We start from the raw sequence: 17338 nt of genomic DNA, 5'->3' as shown, positions 1-17338 counted from the left end.
AACCCGGCTTTTCAACATTCTCTGAAAAATTTTTAGTTGACCGCGTCCTTGAGGCCTTTGCCGGCCGAGAACTTCGGCACGGTACGCGCCGGAATCTTCACTTCCGCGCCAGTCTGCGGGTTGCGGCCAGTCGATGCCGCACGCTTGGAGACGGTGAAATTTCCGAAGCCGACGAGCCGTACATCGCCGCCCTTCTTCAGTTCGCCAGTGATGACGGAGAACACCGCCTCAACCGCCGACTGTGCGTCACCCTTCGAAATGCTCGCGGATTCAGCGACAGCGGAAACCAGTTCGTTCTTGTTCATAAAAATTCCCTTCCATGAGAAAACCGGAACTTTCGACTCATCCGGCAGGAGAGGGACTTTAGAAAGAAGCGCTGGCAAACCCAAGTCAAAAAGCCGGAAAAAAGTTGAAAAAAGCCCGGAAATGGTGGGTTTTTCACATGAAAAAGCCGGGCTCAAGGCCCGGCTCTCTCTTTGTGCACTGCAACTTTAGTAGTTTCTAATGTGCAAGCGACTTTCCAGCATCGTCAACGGTATCGGTGGAAGCCGGCGGATTGACCGGCTCGACCCACTCGATTGGCTCCGGCATGCGCACCAGCGCGTGCCTCAGAACCTCGCCGACACGTGAGACCGGAATGATCTCCATACCGTTCTTCACATTGTCCGGAATCTCCGCCAGATCCTTGGCGTTGTCTTCCGGGATCAGCACCTTCTTGATGCCGCCGCGCAATGCGGCGAGCAGCTTCTCCTTGAGGCCGCCGATCGGCAAGATGCGGCCGCGAAGCGTTATCTCGCCAGTCATCGCCACATCGGCCCGGACCGGAATACCAGTCATGACAGACACAATGGCTGTCGCCATGGCAGCACCTGCAGACGGACCGTCCTTCGGCGTGGCGCCTTCGGGCAAGTGGACGTGGATGTCACGCTTGTCGAACAGCGGCGGCTCGATGCCGAAATCGATGGCCCGCGAGCGGACATAAGAGGCCGCCGCCGAGATCGATTCCTTCATCACGTCGCGCAGATTGCCGGTCACCGTCATGCGGCCCTTGCCGGGCATCATGACGCCTTCGACCGTCAGCAGCTCGCCGCCGACTTCCGTCCAGGCAAGACCGGTGACGACACCGACCTGATCGTCAGCCTCGACCTGGCCGAAGCGGAAGCGCGGAACACCGAGGTAATCGGCGAGGTTCGCCGCCGTGATGCTCACCGTCTTCTTCTTCGTCTTCAGGATCTCGGTCACCGCCTTGCGCCCGAGCTTCATCAGCTCGCGCTCCAGGCTTCTGACGCCCGCTTCACGGGTGTAGGTCTGGATGATGCCGCGGATCGCGTCCTCGCCGACGGAGAATTCCTTCGGCTGCAGGGCATGATCGCGGATCACCTTGGGCATCAGGTGACGCTTGGCGATCTCGATCTTCTCGTCCTCGGTGTAGCCGGCGATACGGATGATCTCCATGCGGTCCATCAGGGGCGCAGGGATGTTCAGCGTGTTCGCCGTCGTCACGAACATCACGCTCGACAGGTCGTATTCGACCTCGAGGTAATGGTCCATGAACGTCGAGTTCTGCTCGGGATCGAGCACCTCGAGCAAAGCCGATGACGGATCGCCGCGGAAGTCCTGGCCCATCTTGTCGATCTCGTCGAGCAGGAAGAGCGGGTTGGACTTCTTGGCCTTCTTCATCGACTGGATGACCTTGCCGGGCATCGAGCCGATATAGGTGCGGCGGTGGCCACGGATCTCGGCCTCGTCACGCACGCCGCCAAGCGCCATGCGGATGAACTCGCGGCCGGTCGCCTTGGCGATCGACTTGCCGAGTGAGGTCTTGCCGACGCCGGGAGGGCCGACGAGGCACAGGATCGGCCCCTTCAGCTTCTTCTGGCGGCTTTGCACGGCGAGATACTCGACGATGCGGTCCTTGACCTTGTCGAGGCCGAAATGATCGGTGTCGAGCACGTTCTGCGCAAACGCCAGGTCCTGCTTGACCTTGGAGTTCTTGCCCCACGGGATCGACAGGATCCAGTCGAGGTAGTTGCGCACGACGGTCGATTCCGCCGACATCGGCGACATCGTCCGCAGCTTCTTCAACTCGGCTTCCGCCTTTTCGCGGGCCTCCTTGGAGAGCTTGGTCTTCTTGATGCGCGCCTCGATCTCGGCGGCCTCGTCGCGGCCGTCCTCGCCTTCGCCGAGTTCCTTCTGGATCGCCTTCATCTGCTCGTTGAGGTAGTATTCGCGCTGCGTCTTCTCCATCTGGCGCTTGACGCGCGAGCGGATGCGCTTCTCCACCTGCAGGACGGAGATTTCGGCTTCCATGAAGCCCATCGCCTTTTCCAGCCGTTCCTTGACGGACAGCGTGGCCAGCATCTCCTGCTTCTCGGGGATCTTGATGGCGAGGTGCGAGGCAACCGTATCGGCGAGCTTGGAATAGTCGTCGATCTGGCTGGCGGCACCCACCACTTCAGGCGAGATCTTCTTGTTCAGCTTGACGTAGTTTTCGAAGTCGGTGACGACCGAACGGGCGAGCGCCTCGACCTCGACCTCTTCCTCCTCCGGCTCGACCAGCGCCGTGGCGGTAGCTTCGTGGAAGTCCGGACGGTCGGTGAACGAGACGATCTTGGCACGCGAAGCGCCTTCGACCAGCACCTTGACGGTGCCGTCGGGCAGCTTCAGCAATTGCAGCACATTGGCGAGCGTGCCGATGTCGAAGATCGCATCGGGCTCGGGATCGTCATCGGCGGCATTCATCTGGGTGGCAAGCAGGATCTGCTTTTCCTGACCCATAACCTCTTCCAGCGCCTTGATCGACTTTTCACGCCCGACAAAGAGCGGAACGATCATGTGCGGGAACACCACGATGTCGCGCAGTGGGAGGACTGCGAAGACGCCGTCGCTGGGAGCCTTGGATATTTTGGCCATTGTCCAACCTTTCATGTCGCGGCCGCTAATTGAGCCAACCGCGAATCTCATATTAACGACCGGGGATCGTTCCGCCTACCACCGTTTGTGACGGGAGTTTTACAGCACAGAATTCGGCACCACGGCCTTCCGATGTTAGTTGGATGCACGAGGGGCAAAGATCAAGGGTCGACACGTTCGTTCATCCACTCCGTCACAAGGATCGGTACCTCACCACAGCAAAACGGCGCCCCGCGGGCGCCGTTCCATAAAAAGGTTAGGCCAGATGCCAGATCAGGCGCTGACGTTGCCCTTCTTTTCCTTCTGCTCGGAATAGATGTAGAGCGGCCGGGCGCTGCCGGTCACCACTTCTTCCGAAATCACCACTTCGCGCACGCCTTCCAGGGCGGGCAGTTCGAACATGGTGTCGAGCAGGATCGCTTCCATGATCGAGCGGAGGCCACGGGCGCCGGTCTTGCGCTCGATGGCGCGCTTGGCGATCGCCGACAGCGCATTCTCATGGAAGGTCAGGTCGACACTCTCCATCTCGAACAGCCGCTGATACTGCTTGACCAGCGCGTTTTTCGGCTCGGTCAGGATCTGGATCAGCGCCGGCTCGTCGAGGTCTTCCAGCGTCGCCAGGACCGGCAGACGGCCGACAAACTCGGGGATGAGGCCGAACTTCAAGAGATCCTCGGGCTCGACCAGGCGGAACACGTCACCGGTGCGGCGATCCTCGGGCGAAGCGACGATGGCGCCGAAGCCGATGGAAGTCTTCCTGCCGCGATCCGAGATGATCTTGTCCAGCCCGGCGAAGGCGCCGCCGCAGATGAACAGGATGTTGGCGGTGTCGACCTGCAGGAACTCCTGCTGCGGATGCTTGCGGCCGCCCTGCGGCGGCACGGAGGCAACGGTGCCTTCCATGATCTTCAGAAGCGCCTGCTGCACACCCTCGCCCGACACGTCGCGGGTGATCGATGGGTTGTCGGACTTGCGCGAAATCTTGTCGATTTCATCGATGTAGACGATGCCGCGCTGGGCGCGCTCGACATTGTAGTCGGCCGACTGCAGCAGCTTCAGGATGATGTTTTCGACGTCCTCGCCGACGTAACCGGCTTCGGTCAGCGTCGTCGCGTCGGCCATGGTGAAGGGCACGTCGATGATGCGGGCCAGCGTCTGGGCAAGCAGCGTCTTGCCGCAGCCGGTCGGGCCGATCAGCAGGATGTTGGACTTCGCCAATTCGACGTCGTTGTTCTTGCCGGCATGCGCCAGGCGCTTGTAGTGGTTGTGGACAGCCACCGACAGCACGCGCTTGGCGTAGGGCTGGCCGATGACATAGTCGTCGAGAACCTTCAGGATCTCCTGCGGGGTCGGCACGCCCTCGCGCGACTTCACCATCGAGGTCTTGTTCTCCTCGCGGATGATGTCCATGCACAGCTCCACGCACTCGTCGCAGATGAACACCGTTGGGCCGGCGATCAGCTTGCGCACCTCGTGCTGGCTTTTGCCGCAAAACGAGCAATAAAGCGTGTTCTTCGAATCACCGCTGTTGTTGCCGACTTTGCTCATTTTCCTGTCCTTTCATGGCCGCCCGCCGATGGTCTGGCTGAAAGGGCGCATATTCTATCTATCGCGGGAATTCGCCGCCGCCAGTGTCCCGGCTCCCGCAACGCATTCCGTACGAAACACAAATCAGAAAACGTCGCAATGATTCGCGCCAACCCTGCACAAAGCTAAGCCGTCGAAAATCAACATAGCCTTAACGTAGGCAATCCCATCCACCGAGGGAACAGCCAATTGTGGCCGAAATGCCGCAAATCCCAGCAAAAGCGCGTTATCCAGCCACGCAACTGCCATGCAGCGCTTATGCCGCAGCGCCTTCGACCGGCTCGCGCGACGAAATGACCTTGTCGATGAGGCCGAAATCCTTGGCTTCGTCGGCTGTCATGAAATGGTCGCGGTCAAGCGTCTTTTCAATGTCTTCGTAGCTCTTGCCGGTGTGTTTGACGTAGACCTCGTTGAGGCGGCGCTTCAGCTTGATGATGTCCTGCGCGTGCCGCTCGATGTCGGAGGCCTGACCCTGGAAACCGCCGGAAGGCTGGTGAACCATGATACGGGCGTTCGGCGTGGCAAAACGCATGTCCTTGTGGCCGGCGGTCAGAAGCAGCGAGCCCATCGACGCCGCCTGGCCGATGCACAGCGTCGACACCGCCGGCTTGATGAACTGCATGGTGTCGTAGATCGCCATGCCCGAGGTCACCACGCCGCCCGGCGAGTTGATGTAGAGATTGATCTCTTTCTTCGGGTTCTCGGCCTCGAGGAACAAAAGCTGTGCACAAACCAGCGTCGCCATACCGTCTTCGACCGGGCCGGTGATGAAAATGATGCGCTCTTTCAGCAGGCGCGAGAAAATGTCGTAGGCCCGCTCGCCGCGATTGGTCTGCTCGACCACCATCGGAACGAGGTTCATGTAGGTTTCGACGGGGTTCTTCATGGACTACCCTTTTTGGAGATGGGGATTCCGGCGCCGGAACATCGGGCAGAATCGGTTCTTGATGGTTAGAATGTAAATAGGATGCCGGCTCACCCTAGCGCAAGGCCGCCTGCTCCTAGCCATCTGGTTAAGTCGAATCAAGGTTTCCGCGCAAGGGAAAGTCCGAACGCGGCCAGCGGCGTTTTTGCGGTGTAGCAATTCCTTAACCGCGTCGCTTAACGAAATGCGGCGAAACCGCTTTCCCCCGGAGAACCTTCCCCTACAATTCAACATTGAACCTCACGTTTCGGGTTCAAACAGGGGGAGTGCCATGATCAGGAAAACTGCTTGCCTCGCCATCTCCGGCCTTGCCGGTCTCGGTATGGTGTCCGATGCGGTTGCCGGCGGCCGGGCCGCCGAATGCTATGAGCCGGTGCACAGGCCGGCGCTCTATGACACCGTCTATGAAGACGTCATGGTCAGTCCCGGCGGGCAGTTGGTCGACTATGATCCGCCGATCTATGGCACCATGGAGCGCGTCGAGCAGATCGCGCCGCCCCGAGTCACCTATGACATCGTACCGGCGAGAACCCGCACCGTTTACCGCACGGTCCAGGTCGACGATGGCGGCTATGCCTGGGAATGGCGCGTCATCCACGGCCGCAAGGTGCTGTGCAAGGTGTGGCGCAAGGCCCGCTACGCGCGTGTGGCCGAAACGGTGGTGGTTGAACCGGAGCGCACCCGCCGGGTTGTGCTGCCGGCCGAATATGAGAGCGTCGCCCATGAAGTGCTGGTGCGGCCCGAGCGGCGGCACGTCACCCAGATAGCGCCGTCATACCAGAGGATGGCGCGCCGGGTGGTGGTGCAGGAAGGCTCGACCAGCTGGCGCCGCGTGCATATTGCCAGGCATTGCGAGGATTAGACTTCGGTACTTCGCCGAGGTCCGCCTCGGTTGGCTCAATCCATAGGGCCGTCGGGTGCCAACATCCGGTCTGGCACCAAGCCGGCAAGCCGCGGTAATGGTCTGGCATGACCACATCCATGCCGCCCTACCTCGCCTTTGATCCAGCCACGCGCCGCCTGCGGCTCGACCCGCACGGACCGGCGTTTTTCCAGAACCCTTACGACGCCTATGCCGTCCTGCATGGCGCATCGAATGCCTTCTTCTGGGAGGAATTCGGCTCCTGGTGCTTTGGCGGCTTCGACGACGTCAACCGGCTGTTGCGCGACCGCCGCTTCGGCCGCCAGAACCCGGCCGGCATTCCCGACAGCCGCGGCATCGGCGAGGATCGCTCGCATTTGGCCGCTTTCGACGGCATCGAGAGCAATTCGATGCTGGAGCTGGAGCCGCCGGTGCACACCAGGCTCAGAACCCTGGTCAACCGCGCCTTCGTCTCGCGCCAGGTCGAGCGGCTGCGGCCGCGCGTGGAGGCGCTGGCCAATGAGCTGATCGACCGTTTCGAACCGCGCCACGTCGATCTATTGCCCAGCTTCGCCGCACCTTTGCCGATCACCATCATTGCCGAAATGCTCGGTGTGCCGGTCGAAATGGGGCCGCAACTGCTCGACTGGTCGCACCGGATGGTGGCCATGTACATGCATGGCCGGACGCGCGAGACCGAGCAAGCGGCCAATCGCGCCGCGCGCGATTTTTCCGACTTTTTGCGCGGCTATGTCGCCGAGCGGCGCAAGAAGCCTGGCGACGACCTGCTATCGCTGCTGATCGTGGCGCAAGAGGATGGCCAGAAGCTGTCGGAAAACGAGTTGGTCTCGTCCGCCATCCTGTTGCTCAATGCCGGCCACGAGGCGACCGTCCATCAAACCGGCAACGCCGTGCGCACGTTGCTGGCGCAAGGCGGCGACCCCGGCCGTTTCTTCACCTCGCCGGAAGCAACCGCTGCAACGGTCGAGGAGTGCCTGCGCTTCGACGCGCCGCTGCACATGTTCACCCGCTACGCCTATCAGGAGGTCGAGGTGACATCGGGGGTTGTCGTACAACCGGGCGAGACGATCGGCCTGCTGCTCGGCATGGCCAATCATGATCCGCTTGCCTTTGCCGAACCTGGCGCCTTCCGGCCCGGCCGACTAGACCAGAAGAATGTCTCGTTCGGCGCCGGTATCCATTTCTGCATCGGTGCGCCGCTGGCGCGGCTGGAGTTGCAGGTGTCGCTGAAAACCCTGTTCGAGCGGCAGCCGCAACTCCATCTTGCGGAGCAGCCGCGCTTCCGCGACACCTATCATTTCCATGGGCTGGAAAAGCTCACTGTGAGCTTGTGAGGACGGCGGAGCCGACGCATGCCCGAGAAAATGAGATTCGCCTTTCTACAGGAACCACCCCTTCTGCTTTATCGACGGATCGGGACGTCTGGGCGGCAGCGATGCCCAACTGGCCAAGAGGGTCTGCCTGACGCTCGGGCTGGAACTTTTGCCCATCGAGACCGAGTTTGCCGAGCTGCTGCCTGGGCTTGCCGAAGGGGTGGGACATGACCACCGGCCTGTTCATTTCCGAAGACCGCCGGAAGCTGGTCGACTTCACAAGGCCGATCTGGATGCTGGCGGATGGATTGCTGGTCGCGAAAGACAATCCCCGCGCCTTTGATGGCTATCGGTCCGTCGCCAATGATCGGACGGCGCTGATCGGCGTCATATCGGGCCAGATCCAGCACCGGACGGCCCTGCAAAACGCTATTCAGCCCGAACGGCTAAGGATATTTGCCACCCAGGCCGAAGCAGCTAACGCCGTCGCGGCCGGCGTGGTGCATGCCTATGCGAGTGTAGCGCTCGCGCATCGCGGCTATCTGAGCCGGCGACCCGACGCGCCTCTCGACGTCGTCGACGTCCCGGCAGTCGAAAAACAGCCAGCGCCCGGCGCTTTCGCTCTCGCCAAAGGCAGTGCCACCCTGCTCCAGCGCGTCGACTTATGCCTCAGTGATTTGCTTGGCAGTCCCTGGCACAGGGAGATGATGAGCGGATACGGCTTTTCCGACACTGACATCGATCGGCTTTTGTGAAGTCCAAGCGCGCCGCGAGATCAGAGCTTGACCACATACTCCTTGCGGGTCGTTTCAAGCACTTCCCAGCTGCCCCTGAAGCCTGGCCTGAGCACGAAGCTGTCGCCGGCCCGGACCGTGCGCGCCTCGCCGCCATCCTCGGCAACCACCGAGACGCCGGACAGGATGTGGCAGAACTCCCATTCGTCATATTCGATGCGCCATTTGCCCGGCGTCGCTTCCCAGATGCCGGCATAGAGGCGGCCATCGCGCTCCTCGACATTCCAGGTGCGGAACTTCGGATCGCCCGCAATCAGACGATCCGGCGCCGGGGCGCCATGTTCGGCGTCGACGCTGTCGGTCGATATTGCCAAGTAATGCGCGGACAGGGTTTGCCTCCAACAGATTAGTGACTAGTGAGTAGTGCAGAGTAGTGACTAGTGGGTAGTGAGTAGTGAGTAGTGAGCGGAAAGCGCTCCCTCGAGCGGGTGGCTGATCACTAATCACTGCTAACTAGTGAATACCGACTACTACTCACTACTCACTACTCACTACTCACTAAAAAAATTCAAACCTTGGTCAAAGCCTGTTCCAGATCGGCGACGATGTCGTTGACATCCTCGATGCCGACGGAAAGCCGGACCGTGTCCGGTCCGGCACCCGCCTTGACCTTCTGCTCGTCGGAAAGCTGGCGATGCGTGGTCGAGGCCGGATGGATGACCAGCGACTTGGTATCGCCGACATTGGCGAGGTGCGAGAACAGTTCGAGCGCCTCGACGAACTTGATGCCTGCGTCGTAGCCGCCCTTCAGGCCGAAGGTGAAGACAGCACCGGCGCCTTGCGGCGAGTATTTCTTCTGCAGCGCGTTGTTCTTGTCGCTGGGCAGGCCGGGATAGTTGACCCAGGCGACCTTGGGGTGGTTGGACAGCCAGCCGGCTACGGTGATCGCATTGTCGCAATGGCGCTGCATCCTGAGTGGCAAGGTCTCCAGCCCGGTCAGGATCAGGAAGGCATTGAACGGCGAAATCGCCGGGCCGATGTCACGCAGGCCAAGCACGCGCGCGGCGATGGCGAAAGCGAAATTGCCGAAGGTTTCGTGCAGGACAAGGCCGCCATATTCGGGGCGCGGCTCCGACAGCATCGGATATTTGCCGGATTTCGACCAGTCGAACGTGCCGCCATCGACGATGGCGCCGCCGATCGAATTGCCGTGGCCGCCGATGAACTTGGTCAGCGAATGGACGACGATGTCGGCGCCATGCTCGATCGGCCGCACCAGATAGGGCGAGGCCAGCGTGTTGTCGACGATGAGCGGCAAGCCGTGCTTGCGGGCGATGTCGCCGATTTTCTCTATGTCGACGAAGGTGCCGCCGGGATTGGCCAGGCTCTCGATGAAGATCGCCTTGGTCTTGTCGTCTATCTGGCTTTCGAAGGTGGAGACGTCGTTGGTGTCGGCCCAACGCACCTCCCAGCCGAAATTCTTGAAGGCATGGCCGAACTGATTGATCGAACCACCGTAAAGCCTTGTGGCGGCGACGAAATTATCGCCAGGCCGCATGAGATTGTGGAACACGATCACCTGTGCGGCATGGCCGGAAGCAACGGCAAGTGCAGCCGTGCCGCCTTCGAGCGCCGCGATCCGCTCTTCCAGCACCGCCTGGGTCGGGTTCATGATGCGGGTGTAGATGTTGCCGAAGGCCTTCAGCCCGAACAGCGAGGCGGCATGGTCGGCATCGTCGAACACAAAGGAGGTCGTCTGGTAGATCGGCGTGGCGCGTGCGCCCGTCGCCGGGTCGGGCTTGGCGCCGGCATGGACGGCGAGCGTGTTGAAACCGGGCGTGCGGGTCATCGAAAACCTCCCTGAGCGGTAAACGTGTGAATGATGAAATGGTCAATGGTGAGCGATGAATGGTGGTCGCAAAGTCGGCCAGTCCCACCTTGATTGCAAGCCGCTCATATGCGGCTTTACCCGGCTTCCAGGAAAATCCTTCTATTCACCATTCACCATTCACTGCCTTACTTCTGGCGCACACCGAAACTCTGGAATCCCGACCGCATCAGCGGCTTCTTCGACGAAAGCACACCGGAGTTGACGCCGGTCCAGCCGATCTCGCCCGACAGCTTGCCATATTCGATCTTCGGGCAGCGGTTCATCACCACCTTGATACCGGCCGCCTCGGCACGCGCGGCCGCCTCGTCATCGCGCACGCCAAGCTGCATCCAGACGACTTTCGGCAAGGGGTCGAGCTTCAGCACCTCATCGACAATGCCGGGCACCGCTGCGGAGGCGCGAAAGATGTCGACCATGTCGACCGGTTCAGGCAGATCGGCAAGGCTGGCATAGGTCATGCGGCCGAGGATTTCCTTGCCGGCCTGCCCCGGATTGATCGGAAACACCGAAAAGCCCTTGGCCAGCAGGTATTTCAGCACGAAAAAGCTCGGCCTGACATCGTTGGCCGACGCGCCGACCATGGCGATGGTCTTCACAGAATTGAGGATGCCGCCGATATAGGCATTGTCGTAGCTATCGTGATTCACTCGTCGGTCTCCCTCAGTGCTTCCTCCATAAAGGACTGCGGGTCCGTGCAGAAGTCGCGCATCATGCGAAAATGATCGGTATCGGTGAAATCTGTGGGGTCGAGGCCGAAGCGGCTGATGCGGAACAGCCGCGCGCCCGGACAGGCCATCAGCAGCGGCGAGTGCGTCGCCATGATCACTTGAGCCGTGCCGGACCGGTCCATGCGCCGCAGCATCTTCAGCAGCTCGATCTGCCGCGATGGCGACAGCGCGCTTTCGGGCTCGTCGAGGATGTAGATACCTTGCCGGCGGCAGCGCTCCTCGAAGAAGCGGATGAACCCTTCACCATGCGACCAGGACAGGAAATCCGGCGGCGCCCCGCCAGATTCCAGCGCCGCCTGATCGAGATAGCGGGCAACCGAGTAAAAAGATTCGGCGCGGAAGAACCAACCCGCTGTGACCTTCGGCAGCCAGTGGCCGCGCAACGTGTCGGCAAGCGCTGCACCACTCTCGTCGATGGCGCCGGAGTGGTCGACGGGCATGTAGCCCTTGCCGCCGCCGGCTTCGTCGTAACCGGCCAGCGCGCCGATCGCTTCCAGCAGCGTCGATTTGCCGGTGCCGTTTTCGCCGACAATGATGGTGATCGGCGTGGTGAATTCGAGCTCGAATTCGCGGCCGCGGAACAGAGGCAGGTTCCAGGGATACTTGTCCCAATCTTCCACGCGCTCGGGGTCAATCAGGATGCGTTTGAGATAAGGCGCCTTAAGCCGGGTCAGTTGCTTGCGATAGCCCATGCGGACGCTCAGTCCGGCAGCGAGATGGTGCCGTCATCCGCGATCGGGAAGGCCGGATTGTGTGCGACTTCCCAGACATGGCCGTCGGCATCGGCGAAATATCCATACCAGCCGCCCCAGAAGGCGCGGCCTGCCGGCTTGACGATCCTGCCGCCGGCCTTCTCGGCGGCCGCCAGCACGTCGTCGACTTCGGCATCGGAGCGGGTGTTGTAGGCGAGGTAGACCGCCGACGGTGCTGCGGCGAAGGCAATGCCTGAATCCTCCTCGGCGCTTGGCCTCGGGAACAGGCCGAGAATGGCGCCGCCCATCTGGAAGAAGGCGACGCCATCGGTGATGCCGGCGTGGCGCTTCAAGCCCATGCCTTCGTAAAAGCGCACGGCGCGCTCGAGATCGTCGGTGGCGATGGTGATGATGGAGATGCGCGGTTCCATGGATCGAAAACCTATTCGTCCGTCCATTCCGGTTTGCGCTTGCCGATGAAGGCGCCGATGCCTTCCTCGGCGTCGCGGGCCAGCATGTTCTCGACCATGACGCGGCCGGTATAGGCATACGCGTCCGCCAACCCCATCTCGGCCTGCGCGTAAAAGGCTTCCTTGCCGGTCTTGACCACCAGAGATGATTTGGAGGCAATGGTTTGCGCGTATTTGGTGACGATCTGATTCAGGTATTCGCGCGGCACGACGCGGTTGACCAGGCCGAATTCCTTGGCGGTTGCGGCATCGATGGTCTCGCCGGTGAGCAGCATTTCCATGGCGTGCTTGTGAGACACGTTGCGTGACAGCGCCACCATCGGCGTCGAACAAAACAGGCCGATATTGACGCCCGGCGTGCAGAAGGTCGCTTCATGCGAGGCAATGGCGAGGTCGCAACTGCAAACCAGTTGCAGCCCCGCAGCGGTGGCTAGGCCATCGACTTCGGCGATGATCGGGAGCGGATGGCGCACGATCTGCTGCATCAACGCCGCGCAAGCCGAAAATGTCTGCTCGAAAAACCCCTTGCCCTTGTCGGCGTCGGCGCGGCGCGCGGTCATTTCCTTGAGATCGTGACCGGCGCAGAAGACTTTCCCGGCGGCCGCCAAGACGATGACGCGGACCGATTTGTTGGCCTTGGCACGGTCGAGCTCGGCGCTCAATGCCGCCATGACGGAAAGCGACAAGGCATTGGCGGGCGGATTGGCGAGCGTCAGGCGCAGCACGCCCTTGTCCAGCCCGGCGATGACCGGCCCGTCTATGGCAACAGGTTTGATCGAAAGGATTTCGGCCATGACAAGGGTCTCCGCGATTCCGCCGGGCGCCGCCAGACTATCTAATATCGGATCGAGTTTCATCAACACCCATCGCTTGCGCCAGAGGTGTTGCCAGAAGCGCATCATTGCGTTCATACAGGCCCGGCATAGAACGAGAGACCGACATGCCCGCCCAGGACAATCTCAAGCCGGTGCTGACGGCGGCTGAAGTCAATGCGCTGATGGCCAGCGTCTACCCCCAGCTCAACGACGAGTTCACGTCGTATGAGGCGCTCGATGTGTTTCCCGGCGGCTGCACGGTGCGGCTCAACGCCAGCGAACGGCATTTGCGTCCCGGCGGCACGGTGTCCGGGCCCTCGCTGTTCACGCTGGCCGACATTGGCGGCTATGTCTGCGTGCTCAGCCATGCCGGGCCGGATGCGCTTTCGGTTACCGTCAACCTCAACATCAATTTTGTCCGCAAGGCCGAAGCCGGGCCGATCGACGGCCATTGCCGCATCCTGAAGCTGGGCAAGAGCCTGATGGTGTTCGATATCGACATCGTCGCCGGACCGAAGGGACACACGGTAGCGCATGCGACCGGCACCTATTCGATCCCGCCGAAGCGCGCCGCCGATGTGGTAAAATAATACCTTTTGATCAAACCTTTGTTTTTATTACACTTTACGAGCAGACGTGCTTTTCCCGCGCCTTGACGTGCACCACCCCCTCGCCTATAAGCCGTCACGAAGCAGCGGCCCGCAAAGGCCGCCGTTTTGTTATTGGCGGCGGGCAAGTGCCTTGTCGCCAATCCAAGCAACAAGAAACGCCTTCTTCGGAAGGTCAAAATCGAAAGCAGAAATCCATGGCAACCTTTTCGCAGAAGCCTGCGGATGTGGTGAAGAAGTGGGTGCTGATCGACGCCGAGGGTCTCGTCGTCGGCCGTCTCGCCACTGTCATCGCCAATCATCTTCGCGGCAAGCACAAGCCCACCTTCACCCCGCATGTCGACGACGGCGATAACGTCATCGTCATCAATGCCGACAAGGTGGTGTTCACCGGCAAGAAGTTCACCGACAAGGTCTATTACTGGCACACCGGTCACCCCGGCGGCATCAAGGAGCGCACCGCGCGCCAGTTGCTCGAGGGCCGTTTCCCCGAGCGTGTCGTCGAGAAGGCCGTCGAACGCATGATCCCGCGCGGGCCGCTCGGCCGTCGCCAGATGAAGAACCTCCGCGTCTATGCAGGCACGGAACATCCGCATGTCGCCCAGCAGCCCGTCACCCTCGACGTCGGCGCGCTGAACGCCAAGAACAAGAAGGTTGCATAAGATGGCTGAGCTTTCCTCGCTCGCAGAATTGGGCGCCGCCACCGGCAACACCAACACCCAGCCGGCAGCACCCGTCCATGTCCAGAAGCTCGACAAGTCGGGCCGCGCCTATGCCACCGGCAAGCGCAAGAACGCCATCGCCCGCGTCTGGGTGAAGCCGGGTTCGGGCAAGATCGTCGTCAACGACAAGGAATTCGCGACCTATTTCGCGCGTCCGGTCCTGCAGATGATCCTCAACCAGCCGATCATCGCTTCCAACCGCGCCGGCCAGTACGACATCGTCGCCACCGTCATCGGCGGCGGCCTGTCCGGCCAGGCCGGTGCCGTTCGTCACGGCATCTCCAAGGCGCTGACCTACTATGAGCCGGCACTGCGCGCCGTGCTCAAGAAGGGCGGCTTCCTGACCCGCGACAGCCGCGTCGTCGAGCGCAAGAAGTATGGCAAGGCGAAGGCCCGTCGTTCCTTCCAGTTCTCGAAGCGCTAAGCGCTGCGACGTTCCAGACATCGAAAGGCCGCCTCCGGGCGGCCTTTTCTTTTGGGTCTCGGCAGTCACCCCACCCGGCGCTTCGCGCCGACCTCCCCATCGAGGGGAGGTAGGAGGTCGCGGCAGTTTTGCCGCCCGGACAATCCACGATGGTCCAGCGGCTAGCAAACCAGTTCGACCATAAAAACGCGGCACCCTACCTCCGCTCGATGGGGGAGGTCGGCGCGAAGCGCCGGGTGGGGTGATGGCGCCGGCCTCGGTTCAAGTCTCAGAACTTGCCGGCCTTGATGTAATCGATAAACGCCCGTAGCGGCGCTGGAACCAGACGCCGTCCGGGATAGTACAGAAATGGTCCGGGAAAACTCTGCCACCACGGTTCGAGCACGGGCTCCAGGGCGCCGCTTTCGAAGTGAGGGCGAAGCCAGCCCTCGAAGAGAGCGACGATGCCGCTGCCGGCAATGGCCGCATGGACGGCAAGATCGCTCGCCCCGCCGATCCGCACGATCAACGGCCCCGTCGTGTCGACACGCACCACCTCGCCGTCGCGCTCGAATTCCCACGGCAGCATCGCACCGCTGGCAAAACGACCGCGCAGACAAGCATGGCCAAGCAGGTCGCTCGGGTGCTGCGGCCGCCCATGGCGCTCGAGATAGGCGGGGCTGGCGCCAGTGGCGAAGCGCTGGACGCGCGGTCCGATCGGCACCGCGATCATGTCCTGCTCCAGTCGCTCGTCATAGCGGATGCCGGCGTCGCAGCCCGCCGCCAGCACGTCGACGAAGTTCTCATCGGCGATGACCTCCAGCCGAATGCCGGGATAGGCGGCGAGGAAGCCCGGAACGATGTCGGGCAATATCAGCCGCGCGGCGCTGACCGGGACGTTGAGGCGCAGCGAACCAGCCGGCCTGTCGCGAAAGCCATTGACCACGTCGAGGGCCGCCTCCACCTCCGACAGCGCCGGGCCAAGCCGTCCGAGCAGGCTGAGACCTGCGTCGGTCGGAACGACGCTGCGTGTCGTGCGGTTGAACAGCCTGACGCCGAGCTGCGTCTCCAGGCGGCGCACCGCTTCGCTCAGGCCCGACGCGCTGCCGCCGCCGGCGCGAGCCCCTTCGCGAAAGCCGCCGGCACGCGCCACCGTCACGAAAGCGTTCAGATCGCCAAGGTCCATCATTGTTCGCCATTCCGCACAAGCTGTACGGATTGTACCTTATTATCCCGAGGTTGAGCAGCGTCTATCTTCGCCTCCTCAAAGGAGACCGACCATGTCCACCATCCAAAAATCCGGCACATTCACCCTCGGCAGCCACACCGTGAAACGGCTCGGCTACGGCGCCATGCAACTTGCCGGCCCGCACGTTTTCGGTCCGCCGAAGAATCATGACGCGGCCATTGCAGTGCTGCGCGAAGCGGTGGCCTCCGGGGTCAACCACATCGACACCAGCGACTATTATGGCCCGCATGTCACCAACCAGCTGATCCGCGAAGCGCTGGCGCCCTATCCGCAAGACCTCGTCATCGTCACAAAGATCGGGGCGCGGCGCGGCAGCGACGGCTCATGGCTGCCTGCCTATTCCGCCAAGGAACTTGAGCAGGCCGTGCACGATAATCTCAGGAATCTCGGTCTTGAGGTGCTGGATGTCGTCAATCTGCGCATCATGTTCGGGGTGATGGGTCCCGCCGAGGGCTCGATCGAGCCGCAGTTGACCGCGCTTGCCGAACTGCAGCGCAAGGGTCTGGTGCGCCATATCGGCCTGAGCAACGTCACCCCAGCGCAGGTCGAGGAAGGCCGTGGGATCGCCGAGATCGTCTGCGTGCAGAACCAGTACAATCTGGCGCATCGCGACGACGACGGGTTGATCGATGAACTGGCGCGCGCCGGTATCGCCTACACGCCGTTCTTCCCGCTCGGCGGTTTCAGCCCGCTGCAGTCGTCGACCTTGTCGGATGTGGCCGCGCGGCTCGGCGCCACACCCTTGCAGGTTGCGCTCGCCTGGCTGCTGCGCCGCTCGCCGAACATCCTGCTGATCCCGGGGACGTCGTCGATCGGGCATTTGAGAGAGAACCTGGCGGCGGCGGAACTGGAGCTGTCGGCCGATGTGCTAAGGGAATTGGATGGGGTGGCGAAAGCGGCGTGAAGATTTTGCGGGCGGCGCTGTCACCCCACCCGCGCCTTCGGCGCGACCTCCCCATCAAGGGGAGGTAGGAGGTCGCGGCAGCCTTGCATGCCTCGCAATCGCTACGACTGTCGGAATCTAAAGCGCCAACGCCCTACCTCCCCTCGATGGGGAGGTCGGCGCGCAGCGCCGGGTGGGGTGATGGCGCCGACGTACGATTTCTAATTGATACTCGCCGTATTCGCGGCTCGGCCGGCTTCGCCTCATCCACATAAGGCACCCTAAACCCGTTGGCCCCCAGCCAGCCAATGGCAGCCTTCGGTTCGTCGGTCTGGATGATGGTGGCGCCGCGTTCGGCCCAGAAACCGTGGTCTCGGCCGGCATGCCGGCCTGCACCGCCAGTTCATCGCCGCAGCCGCCGGAGAGGAAGCCGCCGGGCCTTGCACCTTGGCGATACAAGTCCTTCGCCAAGCTGTGACTGGCATCTTGCGTGCCGGTTCTGTAGTTGTGGCAGCCCGATGA

At 62.0% G+C, this 17338-nt stretch carries 18 protein-coding genes and 1 pseudogene; 7 read left to right on the top strand and 12 right to left on the bottom strand.

Annotated elements, in window-relative coordinates; translation table 11 throughout:
- Window positions 1-32: 32 nt before the first annotated feature.
- The 4 genes from NLY44_RS04480 to clpP form a co-directional block, all read right to left on the bottom strand.
- Complete coding sequence (locus tag NLY44_RS04480) at window positions 33-305, bottom strand: HU family DNA-binding protein (RefSeq protein WP_023669423.1); 273 nt, start codon at window positions 303-305, stop codon at window positions 33-35.
- Window positions 306-501: 196 nt separating this feature from the next.
- Window positions 502-2913, bottom strand: a complete 2412-nt coding sequence (lon, locus tag NLY44_RS04475; RefSeq protein WP_023682304.1) for an endopeptidase La — start codon at window positions 2911-2913, stop codon at window positions 502-504.
- 273 nt (window positions 2914-3186) lie between these two features.
- On the bottom strand, window positions 3187-4461 hold the full coding sequence (gene clpX / locus NLY44_RS04470; protein ID WP_023682305.1) for an ATP-dependent Clp protease ATP-binding subunit ClpX: 1275 nt from the start codon (window positions 4459-4461) through the stop codon (window positions 3187-3189).
- A 295-nt stretch (window positions 4462-4756) separates the two neighbouring features.
- Complete coding sequence (gene clpP / locus NLY44_RS04465; protein ID WP_023682306.1) at window positions 4757-5386, bottom strand: ATP-dependent Clp endopeptidase proteolytic subunit ClpP; 630 nt, start codon at window positions 5384-5386, stop codon at window positions 4757-4759.
- Window positions 5387-5696: 310 nt separating this feature from the next.
- Here clpP and NLY44_RS04460 point away from each other — a divergent pair, with 310 nt between their 5' ends.
- From NLY44_RS04460 to NLY44_RS04450, 3 genes are all read left to right on the top strand, one after another.
- Entirely contained in the window at window positions 5697-6287 is a 591-nt protein-coding gene (locus NLY44_RS04460; protein WP_023689466.1) for a hypothetical protein, read from the top strand.
- Window positions 6288-6394: 107 nt separating this feature from the next.
- Window positions 6395-7642, top strand: coding sequence for a cytochrome P450 (locus NLY44_RS04455; protein ID WP_023805124.1), 1248 nt, complete (start codon window positions 6395-6397; stop codon window positions 7640-7642).
- Window positions 7643-7848: 206 nt separating this feature from the next.
- Entirely contained in the window at window positions 7849-8376 is a 528-nt protein-coding gene (locus tag NLY44_RS04450) for a type 2 periplasmic-binding domain-containing protein (RefSeq protein ID WP_280790547.1), read from the top strand.
- A gap of 20 nt (window positions 8377-8396) precedes the next feature.
- Here the strand turns inward: NLY44_RS04450 and NLY44_RS04445 are convergent, their stop codons facing one another.
- The 6 genes from NLY44_RS04445 to NLY44_RS04420 form a co-directional block, all read right to left on the bottom strand.
- Complete coding sequence (locus NLY44_RS04445; protein WP_373420123.1) at window positions 8397-8729, bottom strand: cupin domain-containing protein; 333 nt, start codon at window positions 8727-8729, stop codon at window positions 8397-8399.
- 194 nt (window positions 8730-8923) lie between these two features.
- Window positions 8924-10204, bottom strand: coding sequence for an O-acetylhomoserine aminocarboxypropyltransferase (locus NLY44_RS04440; protein WP_023693295.1), 1281 nt, complete (start codon window positions 10202-10204; stop codon window positions 8924-8926).
- 167 nt (window positions 10205-10371) lie between these two features.
- Entirely contained in the window at window positions 10372-10893 is a 522-nt protein-coding gene (locus NLY44_RS04435; protein ID WP_023669414.1) for a CoA-binding protein, read from the bottom strand.
- Window positions 10890-11666, bottom strand: a complete 777-nt coding sequence (locus NLY44_RS04430) for an AAA family ATPase (protein WP_023693294.1) — start codon at window positions 11664-11666, stop codon at window positions 10890-10892. Before NLY44_RS04430 ends, NLY44_RS04435 begins: the two co-directional genes overlap by 4 nt.
- An 8-nt stretch (window positions 11667-11674) precedes the next feature.
- Window positions 11675-12097, bottom strand: coding sequence for a VOC family protein (locus tag NLY44_RS04425; protein ID WP_023689472.1), 423 nt, complete (start codon window positions 12095-12097; stop codon window positions 11675-11677).
- Window positions 12098-12108: 11 nt separating this feature from the next.
- The gene (locus NLY44_RS04420) at window positions 12109-12930 is read right to left on the bottom strand and encodes an enoyl-CoA hydratase (protein ID WP_023689473.1); all 822 of its coding nucleotides are present in this window, start codon (window positions 12928-12930) and stop codon (window positions 12109-12111) included.
- 146 nt (window positions 12931-13076) lie between these two features.
- Between NLY44_RS04420 and NLY44_RS04415 the strand changes: the two genes are divergently transcribed.
- The 3 genes from NLY44_RS04415 (at window position 13077) to rpsI (ending at window position 14705) form a co-directional block, all read left to right on the top strand.
- Window positions 13077-13541 carry a PaaI family thioesterase gene (locus NLY44_RS04415; RefSeq protein WP_023693292.1) on the top strand — a complete coding sequence of 155 codons (465 nt, stop codon included), beginning with the start codon at window positions 13077-13079 and terminating at the stop codon, window positions 13539-13541.
- A 215-nt stretch (window positions 13542-13756) separates the two neighbouring features.
- Window positions 13757-14221, top strand: coding sequence for a 50S ribosomal protein L13 (gene rplM / locus NLY44_RS04410; protein WP_023669409.1), 465 nt, complete (start codon window positions 13757-13759; stop codon window positions 14219-14221).
- A 1-nt stretch (window position 14222) separates the two neighbouring features.
- Window positions 14223-14705: a 30S ribosomal protein S9 gene (gene rpsI / locus NLY44_RS04405; protein ID WP_023669408.1), complete on the top strand. Its 483-nt coding sequence runs from the start codon at window positions 14223-14225 to the stop codon at window positions 14703-14705.
- A 268-nt stretch (window positions 14706-14973) separates the two neighbouring features.
- On the opposite strand, the gene NLY44_RS04400 is transcribed toward rpsI, so the two are convergent.
- Window positions 14974-15873, bottom strand: coding sequence for a LysR family transcriptional regulator (locus NLY44_RS04400; RefSeq protein WP_023693291.1), 900 nt, complete (start codon window positions 15871-15873; stop codon window positions 14974-14976).
- Window positions 15874-15964: 91 nt separating this feature from the next.
- On the opposite strand from NLY44_RS04400, the gene NLY44_RS04395 reads away from it, so the two are divergent.
- On the top strand, window positions 15965-16837 hold the full coding sequence (locus tag NLY44_RS04395) for an aldo/keto reductase family oxidoreductase (protein ID WP_023689475.1): 873 nt from the start codon (window positions 15965-15967) through the stop codon (window positions 16835-16837).
- 200 nt (window positions 16838-17037) lie between these two features.
- Here the strand turns inward: NLY44_RS04395 and NLY44_RS04390 are convergent.
- A pseudogene (locus NLY44_RS04390) lies at window positions 17038-17257 on the bottom strand (glycerophosphodiester phosphodiesterase family protein); the annotation flags it as partial.
- Window positions 17258-17338: the final 81 nt, after the last annotated feature.

Origin of the sequence: Mesorhizobium sp. C089B (assembly GCF_030323125.1) — a bacterium.
Classification (GTDB): domain Bacteria; phylum Pseudomonadota; class Alphaproteobacteria; order Rhizobiales; family Rhizobiaceae; genus Mesorhizobium.
This window is presented reverse-complemented; position numbering and strand designations above follow the sequence as displayed.

Bases quoted from the DNA above. Each gene is read 5' to 3' on its own strand.
- rpsI (WP_023669408.1), top strand. From the start codon at position 14,223: ATGGCTGAGCTTTCCTCGCTCGCAGAATTGGGCGCCGCCACCGGCAAC.
- NLY44_RS04440 (WP_023693295.1), bottom strand. From the start codon at position 10,204: ATGACCCGCACGCCCGGTTTCAACACGCTCGCCGTCCATGCCGGCGCC.
- NLY44_RS04450 (WP_280790547.1), top strand. From the start codon at position 7,849: ATGACCACCGGCCTGTTCATTTCCGAAGACCGCCGGAAGCTGGTCGAC.
- clpX (WP_023682305.1), bottom strand. From the start codon at position 4,461: ATGAGCAAAGTCGGCAACAACAGCGGTGATTCGAAGAACACGCTTTAT.
- rplM (WP_023669409.1), top strand. From the start codon at position 13,757: ATGGCAACCTTTTCGCAGAAGCCTGCGGATGTGGTGAAGAAGTGGGTG.
- clpP (WP_023682306.1), bottom strand. From the start codon at position 5,386: ATGAAGAACCCCGTCGAAACCTACATGAACCTCGTTCCGATGGTGGTC.
- lon (WP_023682304.1), bottom strand. From the start codon at position 2,913: ATGGCCAAAATATCCAAGGCTCCCAGCGACGGCGTCTTCGCAGTCCTC.
- NLY44_RS04400 (WP_023693291.1), bottom strand. From the start codon at position 15,873: ATGATGGACCTTGGCGATCTGAACGCTTTCGTGACGGTGGCGCGTGCC.
- NLY44_RS04420 (WP_023689473.1), bottom strand. From the start codon at position 12,930: ATGGCCGAAATCCTTTCGATCAAACCTGTTGCCATAGACGGGCCGGTC.
- NLY44_RS04415 (WP_023693292.1), top strand. From the start codon at position 13,077: ATGCCCGCCCAGGACAATCTCAAGCCGGTGCTGACGGCGGCTGAAGTC.
- NLY44_RS04425 (WP_023689472.1), bottom strand. From the start codon at position 12,097: ATGGAACCGCGCATCTCCATCATCACCATCGCCACCGACGATCTCGAG.
- NLY44_RS04480 (WP_023669423.1), bottom strand. From the start codon at position 305: ATGAACAAGAACGAACTGGTTTCCGCTGTCGCTGAATCCGCGAGCATT.
- NLY44_RS04460 (WP_023689466.1), top strand. From the start codon at position 5,697: ATGATCAGGAAAACTGCTTGCCTCGCCATCTCCGGCCTTGCCGGTCTC.
- NLY44_RS04430 (WP_023693294.1), bottom strand. From the start codon at position 11,666: ATGGGCTATCGCAAGCAACTGACCCGGCTTAAGGCGCCTTATCTCAAA.
- NLY44_RS04395 (WP_023689475.1), top strand. From the start codon at position 15,965: ATGTCCACCATCCAAAAATCCGGCACATTCACCCTCGGCAGCCACACC.
- NLY44_RS04455 (WP_023805124.1), top strand. From the start codon at position 6,395: ATGACCACATCCATGCCGCCCTACCTCGCCTTTGATCCAGCCACGCGC.